The 19,358-nt window shown below is 56.6% G+C and carries 17 protein-coding genes; 5 read left to right on the top strand and 12 right to left on the bottom strand.

The genetic code is table 11. The features are described 5' to 3' along the window. The 4 genes from IPN69_03215 to IPN69_03200 all read left to right on the top strand — a co-directional run bounded on the left by IPN69_03215 (position 1) and on the right by IPN69_03200 (position 5,707). On the top strand, positions 1–1,179 hold the full coding sequence (locus tag IPN69_03215) for a histidine kinase (protein MBK8809724.1): 1,179 nt from the start codon (positions 1–3) through the stop codon (positions 1,177–1,179). 238 nt (positions 1,180–1,417) lie between these two features. Then, entirely contained in the window at positions 1,418–4,462 is a 3,045-nt protein-coding gene (locus IPN69_03210) for a bifunctional YncE family protein/alkaline phosphatase family protein (protein MBK8809723.1), read from the top strand. 344 nt (positions 4,463–4,806) lie between these two features. Next, a complete protein-coding gene (locus tag IPN69_03205) occupies positions 4,807–5,238 on the top strand; it encodes a DUF2384 domain-containing protein (protein MBK8809722.1) in 432 nt (143 codons plus the stop codon). Positions 5,239–5,242: 4 nt separating this feature from the next. Next, a complete protein-coding gene (locus IPN69_03200) occupies positions 5,243–5,707 on the top strand; it encodes an RES family NAD+ phosphorylase (GenBank protein ID MBK8809721.1) in 465 nt (154 codons plus the stop codon). Positions 5,708–5,766: 59 nt separating this feature from the next. On the opposite strand, the gene IPN69_03195 is transcribed toward IPN69_03200, so the two are convergent. The 5 genes from IPN69_03195 to IPN69_03175 all read right to left on the bottom strand — a co-directional run bounded on the left by IPN69_03195 (position 5,767) and on the right by IPN69_03175 (position 9,522). Further along, complete coding sequence (locus IPN69_03195) at positions 5,767–6,372, bottom strand: DUF3995 domain-containing protein (protein ID MBK8809720.1); 606 nt, start codon at positions 6,370–6,372, stop codon at positions 5,767–5,769. Beyond that, positions 6,369–6,872, bottom strand: a complete 504-nt coding sequence (locus tag IPN69_03190) for a YbjN domain-containing protein (GenBank protein MBK8809719.1) — start codon at positions 6,870–6,872, stop codon at positions 6,369–6,371. Before IPN69_03190 ends, IPN69_03195 begins: the two co-directional genes overlap by 4 nt. A gap of 163 nt (positions 6,873–7,035) precedes the next feature. Then, positions 7,036–7,743, bottom strand: a complete 708-nt coding sequence (locus IPN69_03185) for a DNA alkylation repair protein (GenBank protein ID MBK8809718.1) — start codon at positions 7,741–7,743, stop codon at positions 7,036–7,038. 3 nt (positions 7,744–7,746) lie between these two features. After that, positions 7,747–8,079, bottom strand: a complete 333-nt coding sequence (locus IPN69_03180; protein ID MBK8809717.1) for a hypothetical protein — start codon at positions 8,077–8,079, stop codon at positions 7,747–7,749. A gap of 450 nt (positions 8,080–8,529) precedes the next feature. Continuing rightward, entirely contained in the window at positions 8,530–9,522 is a 993-nt protein-coding gene (locus IPN69_03175) for a hypothetical protein (protein ID MBK8809716.1), read from the bottom strand. Positions 9,523–9,556: 34 nt separating this feature from the next. Between IPN69_03175 and IPN69_03170 the strand changes: the two genes are divergently transcribed. Further along, a complete protein-coding gene (locus IPN69_03170; protein ID MBK8809715.1) occupies positions 9,557–9,940 on the top strand; it encodes a hypothetical protein in 384 nt (127 codons plus the stop codon). 161 nt (positions 9,941–10,101) lie between these two features. Here the strand turns inward: IPN69_03170 and IPN69_03165 are convergent, their stop codons facing one another. The 7 genes from IPN69_03165 to IPN69_03135 all read right to left on the bottom strand — a co-directional run bounded on the left by IPN69_03165 (position 10,102) and on the right by IPN69_03135 (position 19,071). Further along, entirely contained in the window at positions 10,102–10,914 is an 813-nt protein-coding gene (locus tag IPN69_03165) for a polysaccharide export protein (GenBank protein MBK8809714.1), read from the bottom strand. A 130-nt stretch (positions 10,915–11,044) separates the two neighbouring features. Beyond that, on the bottom strand, positions 11,045–12,436 hold the full coding sequence (locus IPN69_03160) for a TIGR03013 family PEP-CTERM/XrtA system glycosyltransferase (GenBank protein ID MBK8809713.1): 1,392 nt from the start codon (positions 12,434–12,436) through the stop codon (positions 11,045–11,047). A gap of 57 nt (positions 12,437–12,493) precedes the next feature. Beyond that, positions 12,494–13,489, bottom strand: a complete 996-nt coding sequence (locus IPN69_03155) for a CpsD/CapB family tyrosine-protein kinase (GenBank protein ID MBK8809712.1) — start codon at positions 13,487–13,489, stop codon at positions 12,494–12,496. A gap of 83 nt (positions 13,490–13,572) precedes the next feature. Next, positions 13,573–14,628 (bottom strand): AAA family ATPase, encoded by a 1,056-nt coding sequence (locus tag IPN69_03150; protein ID MBK8809711.1) that lies wholly within the window; start codon positions 14,626–14,628, stop codon positions 13,573–13,575. Between the two features lie 249 nt (positions 14,629–14,877). Continuing rightward, the gene (locus IPN69_03145; GenBank protein ID MBK8809710.1) at positions 14,878–16,536 is read right to left on the bottom strand and encodes a hypothetical protein; all 1,659 of its coding nucleotides are present in this window, start codon (positions 16,534–16,536) and stop codon (positions 14,878–14,880) included. An 18-nt stretch (positions 16,537–16,554) separates the two neighbouring features. After that, positions 16,555–16,740 carry a hypothetical protein gene (locus IPN69_03140; GenBank protein MBK8809709.1) on the bottom strand — a complete coding sequence of 62 codons (186 nt, stop codon included), beginning with the start codon at positions 16,738–16,740 and terminating at the stop codon, positions 16,555–16,557. 15 nt (positions 16,741–16,755) lie between these two features. Next, positions 16,756–19,071, bottom strand: coding sequence for a tetratricopeptide repeat protein (locus tag IPN69_03135; GenBank protein ID MBK8809708.1), 2,316 nt, complete (start codon positions 19,069–19,071; stop codon positions 16,756–16,758). Positions 19,072–19,358 lie beyond the last annotated feature (287 nt).

The following is a 19,358-nucleotide window of genomic DNA, read 5'->3' as shown; positions in this document are numbered from 1 at the left end:
ATGTTCGTCGACACGCACATTACGGAATCACCGGATCGGGACAGCCGTCGACCGTCGCCGGAATTGCTGCTGAAAAAGGTCACCGATTCGGAGCGGGCAAAGCTGCGGGTTTATATCGGCGCTGCCGCCGGCGTCGGGAAGACCTTTCAGATGCTTGACGATGCGCATCAGCTCAAAAAACAAGGTATCGATATCGTGATCGGCGTCGTTGAAACGCACGGGCGCGACGAAACACGCGAGATGATTCAGGACCTCGAGGCGGTTCCGATGAAGCAGATCGCGTATCGCGGAGCTCTTTTCGAGGAAATGGATCTCGCCGCGGTGATCGAGCGCCGGCCGACGGTCGCGGTCGTGGACGAACTCGCGCACTCCAACATCGAAGGTTCGAAAAACTCCAAAAGGTACGAAGACGTCCTTGAACTTCTCGAACACGGGATTTCCGTCATAACCGCGATAAACATCCAGCACATCGAATCGCTGAACGACGTCATCGCGCGAACGACCGGCGTCCGCGTTCGGGAAACGGTTCCCGACGGCTTCTTCAAGCGTGCCGACGAAGTGATCGACGTCGACGTTTCGGTCGACACGCTCCGGACGCGGCTCCGTCAGGGCAAGATCTACGAAATCGAGAAGATCGAACAGTCGCTGAACAATTTCTTTCGCAAAGGAAACCTCGCCGCTCTTCGCGAACTCGCCCTGCGCCACGTTGCGTATCATCAGGCGGCGCAGGATCACGAATATCGCGAACAGGAAGGATTGGAGCAGTTTGTCATTCCCGAAAAGGTAATGGTCTGCCTGGCGTCGCGCGGATCGGGGAAAAAGCTGCTTCGAACGGGAGCCCGCATAGCGGGACGTTTGGCAACCAACGACTGGTATGCGGTTTACGTCGAAACTCCGGCTGAGGAGGTCAACCGGCTGACGCCGGAGACCTATGCGTCCCTTCAGGAGAATATTTTGCTTGCCAAGACCCTCGGTGCGAGCGTCGTGAAACTGAAAGGCAGAAGCGTCGCCGAGGAACTCGTCAAATTTGCCCGCGAACACGAGATAACTCACGTCATCTTCGGCCAATCCGCGCGCTCCCGCTGGCAGATCATTTGGAAAGGCTCGATCATCAACAAATTCCTCGCCGAGGTCACGGATGCGACCGTTCACGTCATTCCGGTCGAAAGAGAGAGCTGATTCTGTCGACGTTGCCGGTCACCCCACTCGGATCTGCGTTCCGAGGCATTCCCAATCGCGGCTTTGGTTGCGCTCCTCGTCGGTCCGGGCGACACTTTCAACGCATTGACACCACGATATTGCACGGGAACGGCATCGGCGTCGATCTCGGTCTCGCGACAAAACCGTTAAATACTGGCACCTCTCCACCCCGATCTCTGGCGAATCTGTGGTAAATTGGCGATTGAGGTCAACCAAAATGAACGTCAATTCGCGCCGACTCGCAGTACTTTTGCTAACCGCAGTTCTCATCGTCCCGACCGTGCGAATACAAGTCGCCGCGGGCGTAATTCCAATCGATTTTCAGGCGCGAACCGTCTCGCCCGCCGGCAAGCTGATCGTCGACGCCGAGACGAAACTCCCGGCCGTGATGCCTTTGACGTTCAACTTCGTCCGCTCGCCGGACAGTTCCGGCGCCGACGGCAAGGGCCGCTATCTGATCGCCGTCAACAGCGGTTACGGGCTGACGTTCAATTCGGGAAGCAAGAATCAGCAGACTCTTTCGGTCATCGACCTCACCCTCCGGCCGGAGCCGCAAGTTATTCAGAATGTTTACTTTCCGGCACCTCAGAGTGCGAATTTCGGACTTGTATTCGATTCGAAACCGCAGGCGAGCGGGAAGTTCAACCTTTATCTTTCAGGCGGATTCGAGAACAAGATCTGGATCTTGAGTTTCGACCCGAGCGCCGCGAAACCGCTTTCGCCCGCGAATGCACCGGACACCGAGGTCAAAGCGCCGTTCATCGACGTCGCGGCCTTCGCGGAGAACGCCCCGACCCCGAATTACAACGATAACGTCGCCGCGGTTTATCCGACCGGCATCGATCTGTCGCCCGACGGCACGGCTCTGTTCGTTGCCAACAATCTCGGCGATTCGCTCGGCGTCATCTCCGATCTTCGCGATCAGCGCCGCATTGTCCGGATCAAGCTCGGACGGCCCGGTTCGAAACAGTTCGTTTATCCGTACGACGTCAAGATAAAGCCTTCGCTCAACGGTAAAACGGCCGGGAAGATCTATGTCTCGTGCTGGGGCGACGGCAAAGTTGCGGTCGTCGACGGCGCGACGAATCGGGTCAGAAAACACATCGCGGTCGGACGTCATCCGACGCAGATGCTCTTCAATCACGACCGATCGCGGTTGTATGTCGTCAATTCCGACGGCGACAGCGTCTCGGTGATCGACACCGCACTCGACGCTGAGGCGGCGCGCGAACCGAAGATCAACGTTCGCCTTTCCGATCAAGGCCCGGGCGGCGTCGGACCGCAGGGAATTGCTCTCAGCGACGACGAAAAAACGCTTTTTGTGGCGAATTCAAAAACCAATGCGGTGGCCGTCGTCGGGCTCGACCCGAAGATGCGAAGCCGCGTCAAAGGCTTTATCCCGACCGCCAATTACGCCTCGGCGGTCGCGTTCGTCAACGGAAAGCTGTTCATCGCCAACGGCAAGGGAACCGGGATGGGAAATTCGTCGAATACGCCGAACCTGACCGGCCTCTATCCGAATATGCCGAACAAAGCCTTTCCGGCCGACCGCTACAACAAACGCGGGGTCTACAGCGCCGCGATCGTCTCCGGCGGCGTCAGTTTGGTTGATCTCCCGGACGAAAAGCAGCTTTTCGCATACACGCAACAGGTGATGCGCGACAACGGGATGCTCGGCGAGCGCAAACCGTTGTTTCCAAACGGCAGATCGCCTTTCAAGCACATCATCTACGTCATCCGCGAGAATCGGACTTACGACCAGGTCTTCGGCGACCTCGAACGCTCCGGCGACGGAACAAAGGCTGACGGCGAATCTTCGGTCGCGATCTTCGGCGCCGGCGACGCCGCAAAGTCTCCGGGCGGCGAACCGCAGGACATCACGCCCAACGCCCGCGCGCTCGCGCTCAGGTTCGGGCTTCTCGACCGCTTTTTCGTCAACGCCGAGGCGAGCCCGGACGGACATAACTGGTCGACGGCCGCATTTTCGAACGATTACGTCGACAAGGCTTTCCGCTGGGATTATTCGGGTCGCGGCCGGACCTACGACTACGAGGGCTTCAACCGCCTTCCGTCGTTCAATCCGCCGGGTGGGCAGCCGCCCGTTTCGCTCCCGCCGGTGTTCGATATACCGGCGACGGCCGATGACGTCGTCAGTTTTCAGAAACGATACGTGCCGTATGTGAACGGAGCCCGCGACATTAGCGAACCCGAAACCCTTTACCTATGGGATGCGGCGCAACGGGCCGGATTGAATTATCGGAATTATGGTGAGTTTATCGGGACCGTTTCGGAGAATGATCTGCGCGAACTCAACACCCGCAAGCGGAAGACATACCCGGATCTGTCGCCGACGCTCGCGGCGTTTGCGACCAAGAAATCGCTCGAAGGCCATTTTTCGCCGGCGCACCGCAATTACGATCTTACAACGCCCGATTCGATGACGGTCGATTCGTACCGGGCGGCGCGCGCGTCCGACGGCCGTGTCGACGCGGCGATCTCGAACGCCAACAAGGATTTCAAGGGCAATTCAAGATTCGGCGAATGGCAGCGCGAGTTTCGCGGGTTTGTTGAGGAACTGGAAAGAACAAAGATCGACCGGTTCCCGAATCTTTCGATCGTCAGGCTATCGAACGATCACACGGCCGGGATGAGCCGCTGGGCGCCGACGCCGCAGTTTTTCGTTGCCGAGAACGATTACGCGCTCGGGCGTCTTGTCGAGGAAGTGTCGAACAGCCCGTACTGGAAGGACACGGCGATCTTTGTCGTCGAGGATGACGCGCAGGACGGGCCCGACCACGTCGACGCTCACCGCTCGCCGGCATTCGTCATTTCGGCCTGGAACCGCGAAGGCGCCCTAGTTCACGAGTTTCACAGCACCGTCTCGTTGATCCGCACGCTCGAACTTTGCATCGGGATCAATCCGATGAACTTTCTCGACGCGAATGCGATCCCGATCGATGTTTTCGGCGACAAACCGAATCTTACGCCATATCGCGCGATTCTCCCGACGGTCGCGCTCGACAATCTGATGCCGCCGCCGAATCCGACACGCGCGATGCTACGTTATATGGAGTTGACGAACGAGCAGAATCTGACGCGCGCCGATATGGCCGACCCGCGCGCGCTCAATGAGATCATTTGGTTCTCGGTCAAAGGTGATCGTGAAAAAATGCCCGAGATCGCCCGTCTCCCGGCGTTTGACGTGCTGACCGCGGGCGTCAGGGAAGAGGACGACGATGAAGATGCGGATGACGACGACTAGCCCAACATTGCGCCGGTTGGGATTTGCGAATTGCCATTTTCGATTTTCGATTTGCGATTTGCGATTTTTGATTTGCGACTGAAGAGCTGACGTCGAGCGGGCGGCCAACGAGTCAGTACCGCCTGCGTGAGCGGGCGGGCAACCACAGCCGTACGGCAAGCCGACGGTCAACGAGTCAGTACCGCCTGCGTGAGCGGGCGGGCAACCGTTGGGTCCGCTAACCCGCTTGCCTCAGCTCAGACTCGTAATTATCCGGCAATTTCCGCCAACTGTAATGCGTCGACGTTCGATTTACATCCACGCGCCAATTGGCATATAATATGCTGTCAGATGGCGCATTTGTTATGGCGGTGACAAACATCGAAAAAGCGACGATCGAAAGACTTATCGGAATCAAGTCCGCCGACAATTTGAATCTCGCCGCGAAGGTTGAGACGGGATTCTCGTTCGACGCATTTGAACGGCTCGTCAAAACGAGCGGAATCGCACCCGAGAATCTTCGGGTGGCAGTCAGAATTGCACCGCGGACACTGACGCGACGCAGGAAGGAAAACAAGCTGTCGCCGGAAGAATCGGACCGAATCGTCTCTGTTTCCCGGCTCCTTGCTCAATCCTTCGATCTTTTCGACGGCGACCGTGAGGCGGCGCGTCGATGGCTTACGACGCCTAATCGCGCTCTCGGCGGACGCACACCGCTCGACCTCGCATCGACCGAAACCGGCGCCCGCGAAGTGGAAGATCTCATCGGCCGCCTTGAACACGGCGTCTTCACTTGATCTGATGATCAACGCTTTTCGTATCTTCAAAACGAAATACGCTTCGAGTTGTTTCGATGGCGAAGGCGCCTTCCGCTTCGGCGGCCGGTGGAATTCGCCCGGCACACGAATCGTCTACGCTGCCGGTAGCGTGTCGCTCGCCGCGTTGGAACTACTGGTCCATCTCAACAACGAACAACGGTTGATCTCTTATTCTCTTATCGAGGTTTCGTTTGACGAACGACTGGTAATGTCCGTGGACGATTTTCGAGGCCTTCCCAAGAACTGGGCCGACTCGCCGCCCCCGCAAGCGATCCAGCGGATTGGCGATGACTGGTCCAATCAAATGGCATCGGCTGTCCTGAAAGTCCCGAGCGCCGTGATCCCTTCCGAATCAAATTACTTGATCAACATCGCGCATCCGAAATTCGGTGAAATAATTCTCGGCGAGATGGTGCCGTTTGGATTTGATCCGCGATTATCCACTTGATTGGCGTTTTGGTTCTTTTTCGGCGGCAAGGACGGTTGCCAGGTCGAAGAGATCGATCGTTACTCAGAAAATCCCGCAACCAGCGCGGCGGCAATTGCGACAAAAAGGCAAAGCGGAGAATAGAGCAAATTGTCCCAACGCGCAAAACCTGTTCCGGTCACGGTCTTGAAAAAACCGACGTAATGAAAATCGCCGATCGCGCGGAACAGAAACAGCAACGCGATGATCCAGGTTCCGGTAAAGAAGATCATCTCGGGAACAAATTCGCCGACGATCCTTAAACGGCCAAGGACGACGAACATCGCCGCAAATAACCCGGCGGCAACAAAAATGGTCGCTGCGGGCGTCGGATTCAAAACACGCGCGTCGCCGTCAGTCGGCAAAACCGCGACAGCCCCATAGGAACCGCCCGCGGCCCAGAACAGATGTATCAGCCCCAAAAAGGCGAAAACAACGGCGAGGACGATTCCAAGGATTCGGATCATAGATTTCCTGATCGAGAACTTCTTCCGCTTGAATACTTTTCGGCCGTGATAACCTTCGTGATTGAAGTATGCGATCTCGTCGCCGCGACGCCGACAGTATTTCAAGAGATTGTCCGATTCCGGATTGCCTTCCGGAACTCGAAGCGGGCGAGTTCCGCTTCGAGTTCGGCTATTCGTCATTCAACTACTTGCTTCTTCCAGTTTCCGAACGAGAGGGTGCAGGTCTTGAGAAAATCGATGATCCGCGCGCGCGTGACGCCGCCCGCCAGATCAAGGTCGAGTTCAAGGTGCGGATCGCCGTCGCTGTCTAAATACGTCTTTGAATATCGCATGGTCCGGTTCCACTCGTTTACTTTCCGAACTGTGGTATTGTCGCTTTTGAACGAGGCGTGGAACTGTATCGACGTCTCGTCCTTCGCGACGAACAAAAACGATTTGAAGCCGTCAATCTTCCAAACTAGGTCGCCGTCGTCGTCTGGCGTTACCGAGAAGCCTTCGGAGTCCATAATGCTCTTCATTTGGACGCGGGTTATCGACTTAAACAACTGATCCGCTGACGATGCAGGACGTCCGCCAGCTTGCTGAGCGTCGGCTTGGATCGCAAAAATGCCGACGGTGAGCACGACGATGGTTCCGAGAATCAGCTGTTGAAGTTTGCGGTGCAATAGGTTTTGTGTCATCCCTTTTTTTTCTCCTTTGATTTGTACCTGACACGATCGATGAAGCGATTGAGTCGTTATTGGCCCACTTAGTTTGTATGATGAATCCCAGCGATTGTATTCAAAATCAACTCGTAGGGCAAGAAGAAATTGAGAAGGCGGCGCCCGCGGCGCTTCAAAGCGCTCAACACTTGGCGGTTTTGCGTTTCTTGCCGATCGCGCCGCGTTTTTCGATCTTGCGGATGTATTCGGCGGCAGATGGAACCTGACAGGAGGTATTGCCGAGATCGGCGGTCACCGGACCGATCGTTTCGGCCGCGGCCATCGCCGAAGCGGTCAGCGATTTGACGTAGCCGCCGACGGCGATGACGAACGAGTTCATATAATAACGCACCAAATCGTCCTCGCCGTGGATGGTTTTTGTGACCCGTTCGAGGAGTGTGCCGAGCGCGGCGAGGTCAAGTTCGGAATCGTCCTTGACGGACAAGATCGCGCCGAGCGTCGACCATCCGGCCGAGGCGACGAGCGGCTTGTCAGACTCGATCCACTCAAGCGCGATTTCCCAACCGTGCGGACTGCCGGCCGCGACCCACGCGACGGTCGCCGATGTGAGCCCGCGGCAATAGGCCTTTGACACCCAGTTTTGCAGGTCGGATTTCGTCATCCGCGCGTCGTCGGCGATCAGCCCGGCGAGATACATCGCGTCGTAAACGCCCGTGTCGTAAAGATCGAGCGCGAGTTGGTAATCCATTTTGATGCGCTTGACGATCTTTTGCATATCGCCGATCTTGACGCCGAAGCACGGTTCCGCGACGCCGTGATTGAAGATCACGCGCTTGTAACTGTCGCTGCCGAGCGGTCTTAGTTCATCGAGAATCTCATCTGCGGTCATTGCTTATCCTCCGGCATTCAGCCATTTGAAAAGAGCGAAAATCACGCCCGCGAGAAACAAGGCACCGAAGATGGTCTGGTTGTTTCGCGCGAGCCATTCGGGCAAATAGATATCGAAGTTCGCGGCGCGGTCGGACGTATAGCGCGCGGCGACCGAAGTCAAAGGGCAGCTCCGATTGTTGATCAAGAGGACGAAAACTTCGCCGAGAATCACCATCGTCAACCAAAACGATACGCTGAATCTCCCGAACGCGGCGGCGATCGGAATTCCGGCGATGCAGGCGACGAAAAAGCACCAGATCAGGGTATGGATCGATTTGATAAAAGTCAGCGACATCGAATCTATTACCGCTTTGCTGCCAGCGTCGGGTCGCCGAAAGATGCGTTCAGCGCTGCCGCGCGCCGAGCTATTCTCGCACCCCTTGCGCGATCGATCAACGTTCCTTCGTGAAACCCGACCGAGGCCATCTCGTATTTGCCGCCCGGTTCCGGGCCGCGTCCGAATTTTACACTATGTAACCTCTTTTGGGTGAACCGGCCGGAATTGCGCGCCAATGCGGATTGTCATCTTTGCAACTTTTGAGTCGCGCTCTGGCCGACGATCTGGGATAAACGCAAATCAGGCGAAGGCGTTCGAATGCTCCGCGATCCGAGCATCGCCCGAACGGCCGCTTGCCAAAACGCGCATCGCCAACCATCCAAGCCTCCGCGGCAGAAACAACGGTTCGCGTTGATCCGCGAGAATTAGCGGGGTCGATTCTATCGGGTTTAAGTTTCGCGCGCAGTCTCAACGATCGGCCGGGGACGCGATCTTCGGTTTTCGCCGGTCGCCGATGTCGTTGACGAGGATCGTTCCGCCGAAGCCGACCGCGATGCCACGTTGGCCGTTGAAGGCGACGCGTTCGAGGCGGTGTTTGATGCCGGTGTTTTCGAGAGTCCAGATGTTGCCGGCCGTCGTCGTATGAATGATCGTCCCGTCGGCGCCGACGGCGTAGCCCTCCGCGCTCGTTAGGAAATGAACGTCGGTCAGGTCGCTCGTGACACCGGTGTTCTGCGCGCGCCAGGTTTTGCCGCCGCTTTGGGTTTGAAAGACGGTGCCGCCCGAACCGGCGATCCAGCCCGATGTTCGGTTAAGAAAGTAAACTGAATTCAGTTTGCCCGACGGTTTTGTCGAGAAACTAGCGTTCAGCCAACTTGAGCCGCCGTCCTCGCTGAAATACACGCTGCCGCCGGCCCCGACCATCGTCGCGGTGCGCTCGCCGGAAAAGGTCCCGCCGAGCAGAAGATATTTGATCGCCGTCGGTTGTCGCTCCCAGGCGCCGGCGTCCGGTTTGAACTCGTAGATCGCGCCGTTTTCACCGACGGCGATGCCGAAGCCCTTCGAATTGAAAAAGAAACCCGTAACACGTTCGCGGCCGCCGCCGGTGAATTCGACCTTCTCCCACGTTTCGCCGCCGTCCGCCGTCCGCAGCATATACGACGATCCGTTAGCGCCGCGATTGAAGATATCGCGCTCGCAGAGCAGCCAACCGTTCGAGGTATCGGCGAAATAGACCTGCTTCAAGGCGTCGCCGGTGAAGTTCTTGCGTTTTGACCAGGTTTCGCCACCGTCGTTTGTTTCGAGGAAGGAGCCGCCGCTGCCGACGATGAAACCTTTCTTTGCATCGACGAAGGTCACATCATAAAGCCACGCAAATGTCGTTGCGCGTTGCTTGACCCACGCCGCCGAAGCGGTCTGGGCGAGTGCGAGAAACAGAATGGATATGAATACTCGACGCATAGATACTTGAGATTCAGGATTCAAAGATTCCAGGATTCCAGATTCCAGATTCGGGATTCCAGGATTCCAGGTTTCAGGATTCCAGGATTCCGGAATTCCAGGATTCCGGGATTCCAGGTTTCAGGATTCCAGGATTCCAGGATTCCAGATTCCAGATTTCAGGATTCCAGATTCCAGGGTTTCAGGATTCCGGGTTTCAGGATTCCAGGGTTTCAGATTCCAGGATTCCAGGTTTCAGGATTCCAGGTTTCAGGATTCCAGATTCCAGGAGTCCAGGGTTTCAGGATTCCAGAATTCCAGATTTCAGGATTCCAGGTTTCAGGATTCCAGGGTTTCAGATTCCAGGAGCTGTCGGAAGAAGCCGTTTTGGAACTTAATTTGCTTCTTCAAGCGTGCGGAGCACGCGAACTTGCGATAGCACCACGTGAAGCGGAGCGGAACGTGGTGGTCCGTCGCGCCGACTTCCAAAGCGTGTGTAACACGCGTAACTCTCGTTGTTGCAACAGACATTTCATTCCGCAAATCCCAAATCGCAAATCCCAAATCCCAAATCCCAAATCGCAAATCCCAAATCCCAAATCAAAACGGTGATCCGAACAACAATCTCACCACCGACGCCTGGCCGAGGACTTTGCCGAGCGTGTCCCAGTTTAGCGAGAAGCCCTTTTTCGGGACGAATACCTGATCGCCCGGATTCAGAAAGACCATCGGCGCTTTGCCGGCCTCGATCTCGGCGAGATTCACTTCCTGACGGCTGAGATTGCCGCGCGCGTCATATCGGATCAACGCGACCTTTTTCTTGTCGCCGTTCTTGCCGATCCCGCCGGCTTCGATCACGGCTTCGTACAGGCTCACCTTTCGATCCATAATGCGCACGCCGGGTGAAACGACGTTGCCCATTACGCTGTAACGCACCGACATCGCCTTTTCAAGCGTCACCGTGACCTTCGGTTCGATGATGTACTCGTCGAGTTTCTTCGTGATCTCGTCGGCGACCTGTTCGACCGTCTTTCCCCCGACCATCACGCCTTCGCGGATCAGCGGATACGAAATTCGCGCCGTCGGCGGAACAGTGATCCCGACCTTGCAGTAATCCGGGCATTGGCCGAAGACCTCGACGCTGATGACATCGTTCGGGCCGAGGCGGTATTCCTTCAGATAATTGTTGTAGTAGGCGACGACATCTTCCTCGTTGATCGCCTCGCCATCCTTCAACGGATCGGTTTTCGGCGTTTCGACGACCGGGGTCGTCGGTTGCGGGACCGGTTTCACGGCTTCCGTTGTTTCGGCCTGTTCATCCACCGTCCTTTCACGCGTTTTCGGATTCTCGGTCTGAGCAAGAACGCCGCTCGCGATCAACAAGGTCATTGCAAATACTGTTACTGCTTTCATCGCCATACTCCAAATAAGTCACAAATCGCTTCGAATTCCATCAAACTCGGGGAATCGGATCGTTCAGATTCCAAGATCTTGATATTTCAAACTCCAACACGAACACCGTGCCGATCGATCTTCGGGTCAATCATCTGCTTCCCTTTCGGAAGAGCACCGTTTTGATCGTTTCGAAGACGATCACCAGGTCGAGCGCCAGACTCTGGTTCTTGATGTAATAAAGATCAAACTGCAATTTCTGACGGGCGTCTTCGACCGACGCGCCGTACGGATATTTGATCTGCGCCCAACCGGTCAACCCCGGCGCGGTCAGGTGCCGATGTTCGTAGAACGGAATCTCCTTCGCCAACTGCTCTACGAAATGCGGACGTTCCGGCCGCGGCCCGACAAAACTCATTTCACCCTTGATGATGTTCCAAAATTGCGGAATCTCATCGACCCGGATCTTGCGAATAAGGCGTCCGACACGCGTCGTGCGGTCATCGACGGCCGTCGCCCAGATCGGCACGCCGTCCTTTTCGGCGTCCGTCCGCATCGAACGAAACTTGATCACCTTGAAGATATGACCGTGTTCGCCGACGCGTTCCTGGCTGTAAAAGACCGGTCCTTCCGATTCGATCTTGATCAGGATCGCCGCGACGATCGCGATCGGCAGCGAAAGGATCAAACCGACGAGCGCCATCCCCCGATGCACCAGCTGCCGGATCACGCCGGTCAAACGCGTTTCGCGTCCGCGGCCCGCGAAGATCAGCCACGACGGGCGCAGCATATCGACGTGAACCTGACCCGTAACGCGCTCAAAGAACGATGTGCACTCCTCGATCGAAACATTGCCGGCCAAGCTCATTTTCAAAAGCGCTTCGGTCGGAAAATTCCCGCGGCGTTCGCGCACGGCAATCACGATCCGGTCGACATTGACGTTTTTGATGATCTCTTCGAGGTGATCGGTTGTTCCGAGAACGCTCACGTCGGCAATCTTCGAATGCGGCGGGATGCCGTTCTCGGTCACGAATCCGACGATCCGATAGCCGGCGTCGCGGCGTTCCCAGACGGCGTCGGCAGTGTCACGCGCGGTCTTGCCGGTTCCGACGACGAGAATCTTCTCGCCGATGTCCGGATGGCCGGTCAAATAATGTATGACGAACCGCCAGCCGAGCAGGAACGCGAGAACGAGCGGCACCGAAATGACAGAAACGCCGCGTCCGATGAGAAGCGGCGGGACAAAATAGAAAAGCAGCGCGAGCAGCGCCCAGGCGATCCCGAGCGCCTGCACGAGCCGAAGCATCAGCTCGCGCCTGTTTCCCATTACCGTAAAATCGTAAAGATCGTAAAAATAGAGAACGAGCGTACAGACGAACGTCGCGAGTCCGATCTTGAGCCAGCCGTTGTTGCCGTTGAGCTGGTACTCCGAACCCGAAATTCCCAGCCGCAGATACAACGCGAGAATAATGCCGCCATAGATGATCGTTGCATCGGCAAGCAGTAACCCGACTGTTCTTGGACTGAGTTTGTTTGCGCCCATCTAAACCAACATCTAAATTCACGACGTCCGAGCCGCCTGATGGCGAAACTCCGAACGTTACTTTTTGTAGTATCCGTACCCGTATTGGGTCTCGTTCAGCACGTCTTCCGAGTGATTCAAAACCGTTCCCAGCATCCGGTCGCGCGGAACCGATTCAAGAATCCGGTCGATCGTGCCGTAGCGGGTGCGTCCGGCGCGGATGACGAGCAGTGCGCCGTCGGCGTGGTTGATAAGAATATTCGCGTCGGTAAAGATGCCGAGCGGCGGCGCGTCGATGATCACGAAATCGAACATCTCTCGCGCCTGACGCAGGATCTCTTTGAACTTCGGTCCGGAGATCAACTCGGCGACGTCATTGCGGGCCTCGCCGCCGGGCAGAACATAGAGTCCCGCGGGATTGAGTTTGATGATCGAAGTTTCGAGATCGGCGTCGCCGGAAAGGATGTGCGACAAGCCTCGATCGGCTTCGATCCCGAGATAGTCGGTCAGCGACGGCATTCGCAGATCGCTGTCGATGATCAGGCAGCGGATTCCGTCGGTCTGCGCGAGAAGCCACGACAGATTCAGCGCCGTGATCGTCTTGCCCTCGCCCGGATTGATGCTCGCGACGACGATCGACTGAAGTTTCTGGCGCTGGCTCTTATGCAGAATCTGCGTTCGCAGATTCCGGTATTCTTCGCAATAGTTCGAATGCGGCTGCGTGATCGATATCAGTCGGGGTTCGACGCGCTCCGGTTCCACGTCCCACACGGTAAATTCCGGCAGACGTGGAGTGGCGGAGCGCGCCGCTCCGATGGCGTTCAAAGTTGCCCCGGCAGTAATGATCGAAGTTGGTTCAGGGAGTGCCGTCCCGACCAACGTTTCGATCTGCCCATTGAACGCCGAGCTTGGTGTTCCGATCTTAAAAGCCTCGTCGGCAAACATCTCGGGCGGCGTCGTGACGCGCTTTGCGTTGCGTTCGAACGGCACGACCGTCGATGGAACCACCGGCCTCGCCGGGGTTTCATTCGTCTGCTCAACCTGTTTCTTCTGAAGTGCTTTTAGAATACTCATCGTTTTAGATCTCTGAGCTTGAAAGTGTGAACTCTGATCGCTTTGAAAAACGCGGGATCAAAGGTCTCAGATCCAAGTTCGAATCAATAGAATCCGCCAACTTCCTCGATCTCAAGACTAATGTCGTCATCCAGATCGTCGAACATCGGTCGCGAGTTCGGCTGTTCCTTGACCGGAGCTTTGGCCGCCGGCTGTTCGGTCCTGAACATCGGCCTCGCCTGTTCGGCTCGCGCCTGATTGCTCCACAATTCCTCGCGGGCTTCGGCCGTCAGAACACGTCCCGTCGGCGCGGTTTCAGCCGCTTGGTCGCTTTTCATAAGCGTCTCGTGGCGCGGCAGCAGGTCAAGGTTGTCGGCGACCTCTTCGATGATCTGGCGGCTAATGATCTGCTCACCCGCAGCATATGCGGCGAGCATCGCGTTATCGCAAAGGTTGTTGATCTGGCGCGGAATCCCTTCCGAACACTGGAAAATGAAATCGATCGCGCCCGGCGTGAAGACGCTCGGCTGGTCGCTTCCGGCTATCAGCAGGCGCTCAGTGATGTAGCGCTCGACCTCGTCGGTGCTCGGCAGCGAATGCATCTTGCAACGGAGCGCAACGCGCTGTTTTAGCTGGCGAAGATTCGGTTGGTTGAGCTTCTCGCGGAGTTCCGGCTGACCGGTCAGAACGATCTGCAGGTGCTTCGCGTTGTCCGACTCGAAGTTCATCAACAAACGGATCTCTTCGAGAACATAGTCCGAAAGCTCGTGCGCTTCGTCGATGATCAGCACGGTGCGCAGTCCGCGGCGATGGCGTTCTTCGAGAACCTTGCCCATCACCTGGAGCAGTTCGGCTTTGTTCGACCAGTCCTTGACACCGAGCATCTGCGTGACGTGATGATAAAATTCGTCGATCGAGAGACGCGGGTTGAAGACGTAGGCCGCGAGCACCGACGAATCGAGCCGGCGCAGGATCCAGCGCAGCGCCGTCGTCTTGCCGGTTCCGACCTCGCCCGTTAACACGACGAGTCCCTTGGCGTTCTCGAGCCCGTAATAAAGGCTCGCCAAAACCTCGTTGTAGCTCGGAGTGAACACGATAAATCGCGGGTCCGGCGTCAGTGTGAACGGTATGTCTTCCAATCCGAAAAATTCTTTGTACATTGCTTTCCCTCAGGTTGATTTCGGATTTGTGATTTCTGATTCCCACCAAGGCCCCGGCTTCCTTTCCACTCCCCCCCCCCACTTCCCACTTCCCTCCCTCTTCCACATTCCCCCCCCCCCCCCCCCCCCCCCCCCCTCCCCAAATCCCCAAATCCCCCCAAATCCCAAATCGCAAAATCCCAAATCGCAAAATCCCAAATCCCAAATCGCAAAATCCCAAATCCCAAATCCCAAATCCCAAATCCCAAATCACGAAACCAGGCGTTCGAAAATCTTCGTCGTCTGAAGTATCAACGCGATCAGCGGAATCGCTCCGATCGCGAGGATCGCGCCCGCCAGCAGACGCAGACGGCGTGAACGGGTCAGCCACACCTTTTCGTCGTGCGAAAGCAGCGGCGGAACCGAGGCCAGGACCGGAAGTCCCGTGTAATGCTTCGCGTCCTCGATGTTCTGGATCTTGAAGATCCGCGGCAGTTCGAAGATCGCGGCCAGGAACAACCCGATCGCGAGTCCGATCGCGGCACCGAGTGCGGTCAGCATTCCGCGTTTCGGCGCGACCGGCGATTCCGGCAAATTGGCGGGGTCTTGAACGCGGATCGTTTCGCCCTGCGCGTTCTCTTCGCGGTTGACCTGCATCGACGCGTCGTTGCTCTTTTTGACGAGATCGTCGTACGACTGTTTGGCCGACTGATACTGCGTGTTGATCCCTTCGAGCGCGACCTTGACGTTCGGGATCAGATTGATCTTCGACTCGAGCTCGGTGATCTGCACGGCGTTCGCCGCGAGATCCTGCTCCTTGAAGCGCATCTGTCCTTCGATCGCGACGATCTGATTCTGCAGCCGCTGATTTTCAAGCTCGATGTTCTTGCGTTGCAAGTCGGCTTTCCGGCTGCTGGACTGGCTTGCCAATCTAACCCGCTGGTCGGTGTTCTTGCGAAGATTCTCGATCTCTTCGTCGACGCGCGTGATCTCGTCTCTTTTGGCCGTGACGTCGGGGTGCTTTTCCTTGAAGACCTTCAGCAGTTTGTCGAGCTGGCCCTTGAGATCCGCCCGTTTCTGAACCAGCTGCGCGTAAGCCGGCGTGTCCTCGATGCGCGAAGCGACCTCGGCCGCTTCTTTGGTTTCCTTTTCGCCGAATTCGTCGTAAACGCGCATCTGGCGGTTGTTTGCCGAGATCTGATCGTTTATCCGGCCTTTTTCCATCGTCAGCGTTTCTTTTTCCTTGGCGATCGTTTCTTCGCGCTTGCGCAATCCTTCAAGCTGGGCGATGAGTCCCTGCGAGGATTCGGGCAGCGTTTCGACGTTCTTCATCATTATCTCGAGACGTTGCTTCTCAAGGTTGTCGAGAACTTCCTTTTTCGTCTTGAGCTCGTTTTCGATGAACTCGCGCGTCTTCTCAGCCGTTTGGGTCGACGCCAGAACCTGAGCGTTAACGTACTTGGCGGCAAGTTCGCTGGTCACGTTCCGAGTCGCATTCGGTTCGCGGTCGCGATAGGCTATGCGAAATGCGGAGAGTTTTTCATCGTTCGTCTTTTCGACCTCGACGACGATGTTCTTGCGCATTTTCTCGACGATCATCGCCGTATCCATTCCCGCCGCGCGCTCGCTTTTGAAAAGATCGAACTTGGTGATCATCGGTTCCAGCGACGACCGCGACAGAACTTCCTGGTTGATCGTCTGCAGACGTTGCGAGAGGTCCTCGTCCGTCAGCGGTTTGACGACGATGTCCGAGATCGTCGGCGGCTTGACGGTGAGCAGCGTTTTCGACTCATAAACACTCGGAAGTTTGTAAACGACATAGCCGATCGCCACGGTCATCGTGACCACCGGCAAAAGGATGAACCACTTTCGGCGTTTCAGCATCTTGACGAATTCGCCGGCTGTTCGTTGTCTGAATTCAACACTCATCTCAAATCTTCTCCGTACCTAGCCTTTTGCCGTTCCTCCGGTCTTTTCGACCGCAGCGTTTGATTCCGACTCGCTTTTCCTCAGGATCCACCGCAGCCCGATCGTCAAAGCGATCAGCGCGATTCCGAAGATCAGAAGGCCGAGCGATTCCGGCATAAAGCCGAGGATCAAGTTCTGGTTCGTTGCCTGCATCAGGTAAAACATCGTCTTACTTCTCCGTTAGAGTGTCGCGAGCAGCGACTTCGCTTCCTGCGCTTCCTTCGCGGAAAGATTCTTTCCGTTCTGCAGCGAAGCTTCGACCTCGCGACGCGCCGAAGCTTTGTCTCCCGCCGACGCAAGCGCTGTCGCGAGACGAATCCTAAACGCCGAATTGATTTCGGTTCCGTTGCGTTTCGCTTCGGATTCGTCGAGCGCGACCGCTTTCTTCATCTGTTCAACGGCCGGCGAGTACAATCCTTTCTTGAAATACACCCAGCCGAGCGTGTCGTAATAGCCCGCCGTGTTCGAATACTTGTTGACCACCGCCTGTGAAAGTTTCAGCGCTTCGTCAAGATTTCCCTGGCCCCGGTCGGCGATGATCCACGCCAGATTATTGGCCGCGATCGGCGTTCCGGGCGCGAGTTCGAGCGCCTTGCGATAGTTCTTTTCGGCATCCGCAAAATTCTCGCGCGATTCTTCGAGCATTCCGATCAACGTGTAGATCGCCGGGGACGCTTTCTTCTCAATGACCTTTCTATACTGGTCGATCGCTTCCGCCGTCTGATCGCGTTCAACGAGGATCGACGCGTACGTCGAATATGCCGGCAGATACTCGGCGTCGAGTTCGATCGAGCGCTTCAATGAAACTTCGGCCGCTGCGACGTTTTTCTCGGTGAGGAAGATGTCCGCCTTCAGATAATGAAACGCCGCCGTTTCCGGTTTGTCGCCGTTGGCGGCGATCGCGGCGTCGATCTTCCCGTGCGCGTCCGCGTAGCGCTTCTGACGGCTGAGCACGCCGAGCGCACCGCTCAGAGCGTCGAAATTGCGGGCGTCAAGCGCCGACGCCTTTTCGTAAAGGCTCAGGCTCTCGTCCAAATTCCTTTCGGCCGCCGCGACCTTTGCCAGATTGATCAGGGCGGGAGCCGAACGGGGCGCGTTCTTTTGAACTTCAGAGAGGTCGGCCTTCGCATCCGCAAGTTTCCCAAGTTCAAGATTCGCCAATCCGCGCGCCGAAAGCGCCCGGAAACGAAGTTCCGAGATCTCGCCGGCCATCGCCGAATTCGCCGCAATGGTTCCGCCCGCCGCCTGGACGAGTTCGTTGGCGATCCTAAACGCGCCCGCCGCGTCGCCGTCGGCGAAAGCCGCCTGGATCTTCAGAAGCCGGGTTCTGAGATAGTTCGGATGATACTTTTCGAGGTCGCCGATGAATGCCCGCGCCTGTTCGGTCTGGCCCATCGCGAGACGCGCTTCGACCATATTGAACAAAGCGTCTTTGTGGCTCGGAAGCGTCTTGAGAACCTGCTCGAGATCCTTGACCGCCTCTTCCGCCCGATTCTCGGCAAGCGCGAGGCGCGATTTGAGGAGCAGCGCTTCGGTATCCTTGTCGTTGATCTTCATCAGCTCCACGATCTGCTCCGACACCTTTTCGCTTTCGCGCCGGTCGAGGAAGATCTCGGCCAGGCGGTATCGGGCGCGAACGTATTCGGGAGTTTCACCGATGATCGCCGACAGCAGCTTGACGGCCTCGTCGCCGCGGCCGATGCGTGAATAGAATTCGGCGAAGGCGAGGCGGCTTTCGGGGCTGTTTTCCTGAAGCTCAACAAGTTCGCGATGAATTTGTTCGGCCTTGTCGTATTGTTTCTCGGAAGTAAAGAAGTCGGCGATCGCCTCACGCGATTCGATGTTTTTGGGCTCGACTTCGATCGCTTTCCGGAACTGCGCCTCGGATTCGTTCGAACGATCCGCGAAATCGAGGAACCTTCCGTATTCAACATAACCCGCGGCCGCATTCGGATTGGCCGAAATCGCCTTCTTGATCGTTTCCTCGGATTCCTTGGCCTTCTCGATCTTCATAAAATAGCGGGCCTTTGAGATGTAGGAATCGGTCCGCTTTTCGTCGAGCGCGATCGCGTCGTCCAGAACCTTAAGAACTTCCGTTTCGGGTTTCATCTGGACCGCAAAAACGGAGGCCTTGAGAATCCGGCCTTCAATGAAATTCGGATCCTTCGCGAAGACCTCTTCAAGGATCTTCTCGGTTTCGCCGACCATCGGCGGCTGCACGAGCAGGTAATAGTTTCCGAGTTTGACCTTCGCCGCGAGATTATCCGGAGCGAGTTCATTCGTTTTGCGAAGCGCTTCGACGGTCTCGCTGAATTGTCCGAGGTTCTCGTAGGCGCGCGCCAGTCCCCAATGCGCCGCAGCCGAATCACGGTCAATGTCGGCCGCCGTCCGGAACTCCATCAAGGCTTCGTGGAATTTTCGTTTCTGGAGATATTCTTCGCCCCGGGCAAGATGCTGGTCTTTCGAACCGCCGCAGGAAACGACAAAGACGAGCAAACTGCACAGCGCAATTTGCACGAATAAACGGAAGGTAAAATTATGGCACTCACTCAATCGCATTTCTTTAAGTACGCGTTTCCGATCGTTGGCTCACGGCGTTGGGTCGGGCATTGACTTCCGGCTCGCGATATCTGCCTGATTCCGTTGGGGGGCAATCCCAACGGAGTTTCGGGAAACGCAAAGTTTTCAAAGCTTTACCGGTTCAAGTCGCCGGTACTCAGAAGAAGTTGCAATCAGCTTCTGATTTCAGAAAAAACTCGTTCGCATATGTCCGAAAGAGCGAA

The sequence above is a fragment of the Acidobacteriota bacterium genome, from assembly GCA_016715115.1.
Lineage (GTDB): Bacteria > Acidobacteriota > Blastocatellia > Pyrinomonadales > Pyrinomonadaceae > JAFDVJ01.
Note: the sequence above shows the minus strand (reverse complement) of the source record. Positions and strands in the feature narration are given on the sequence as shown.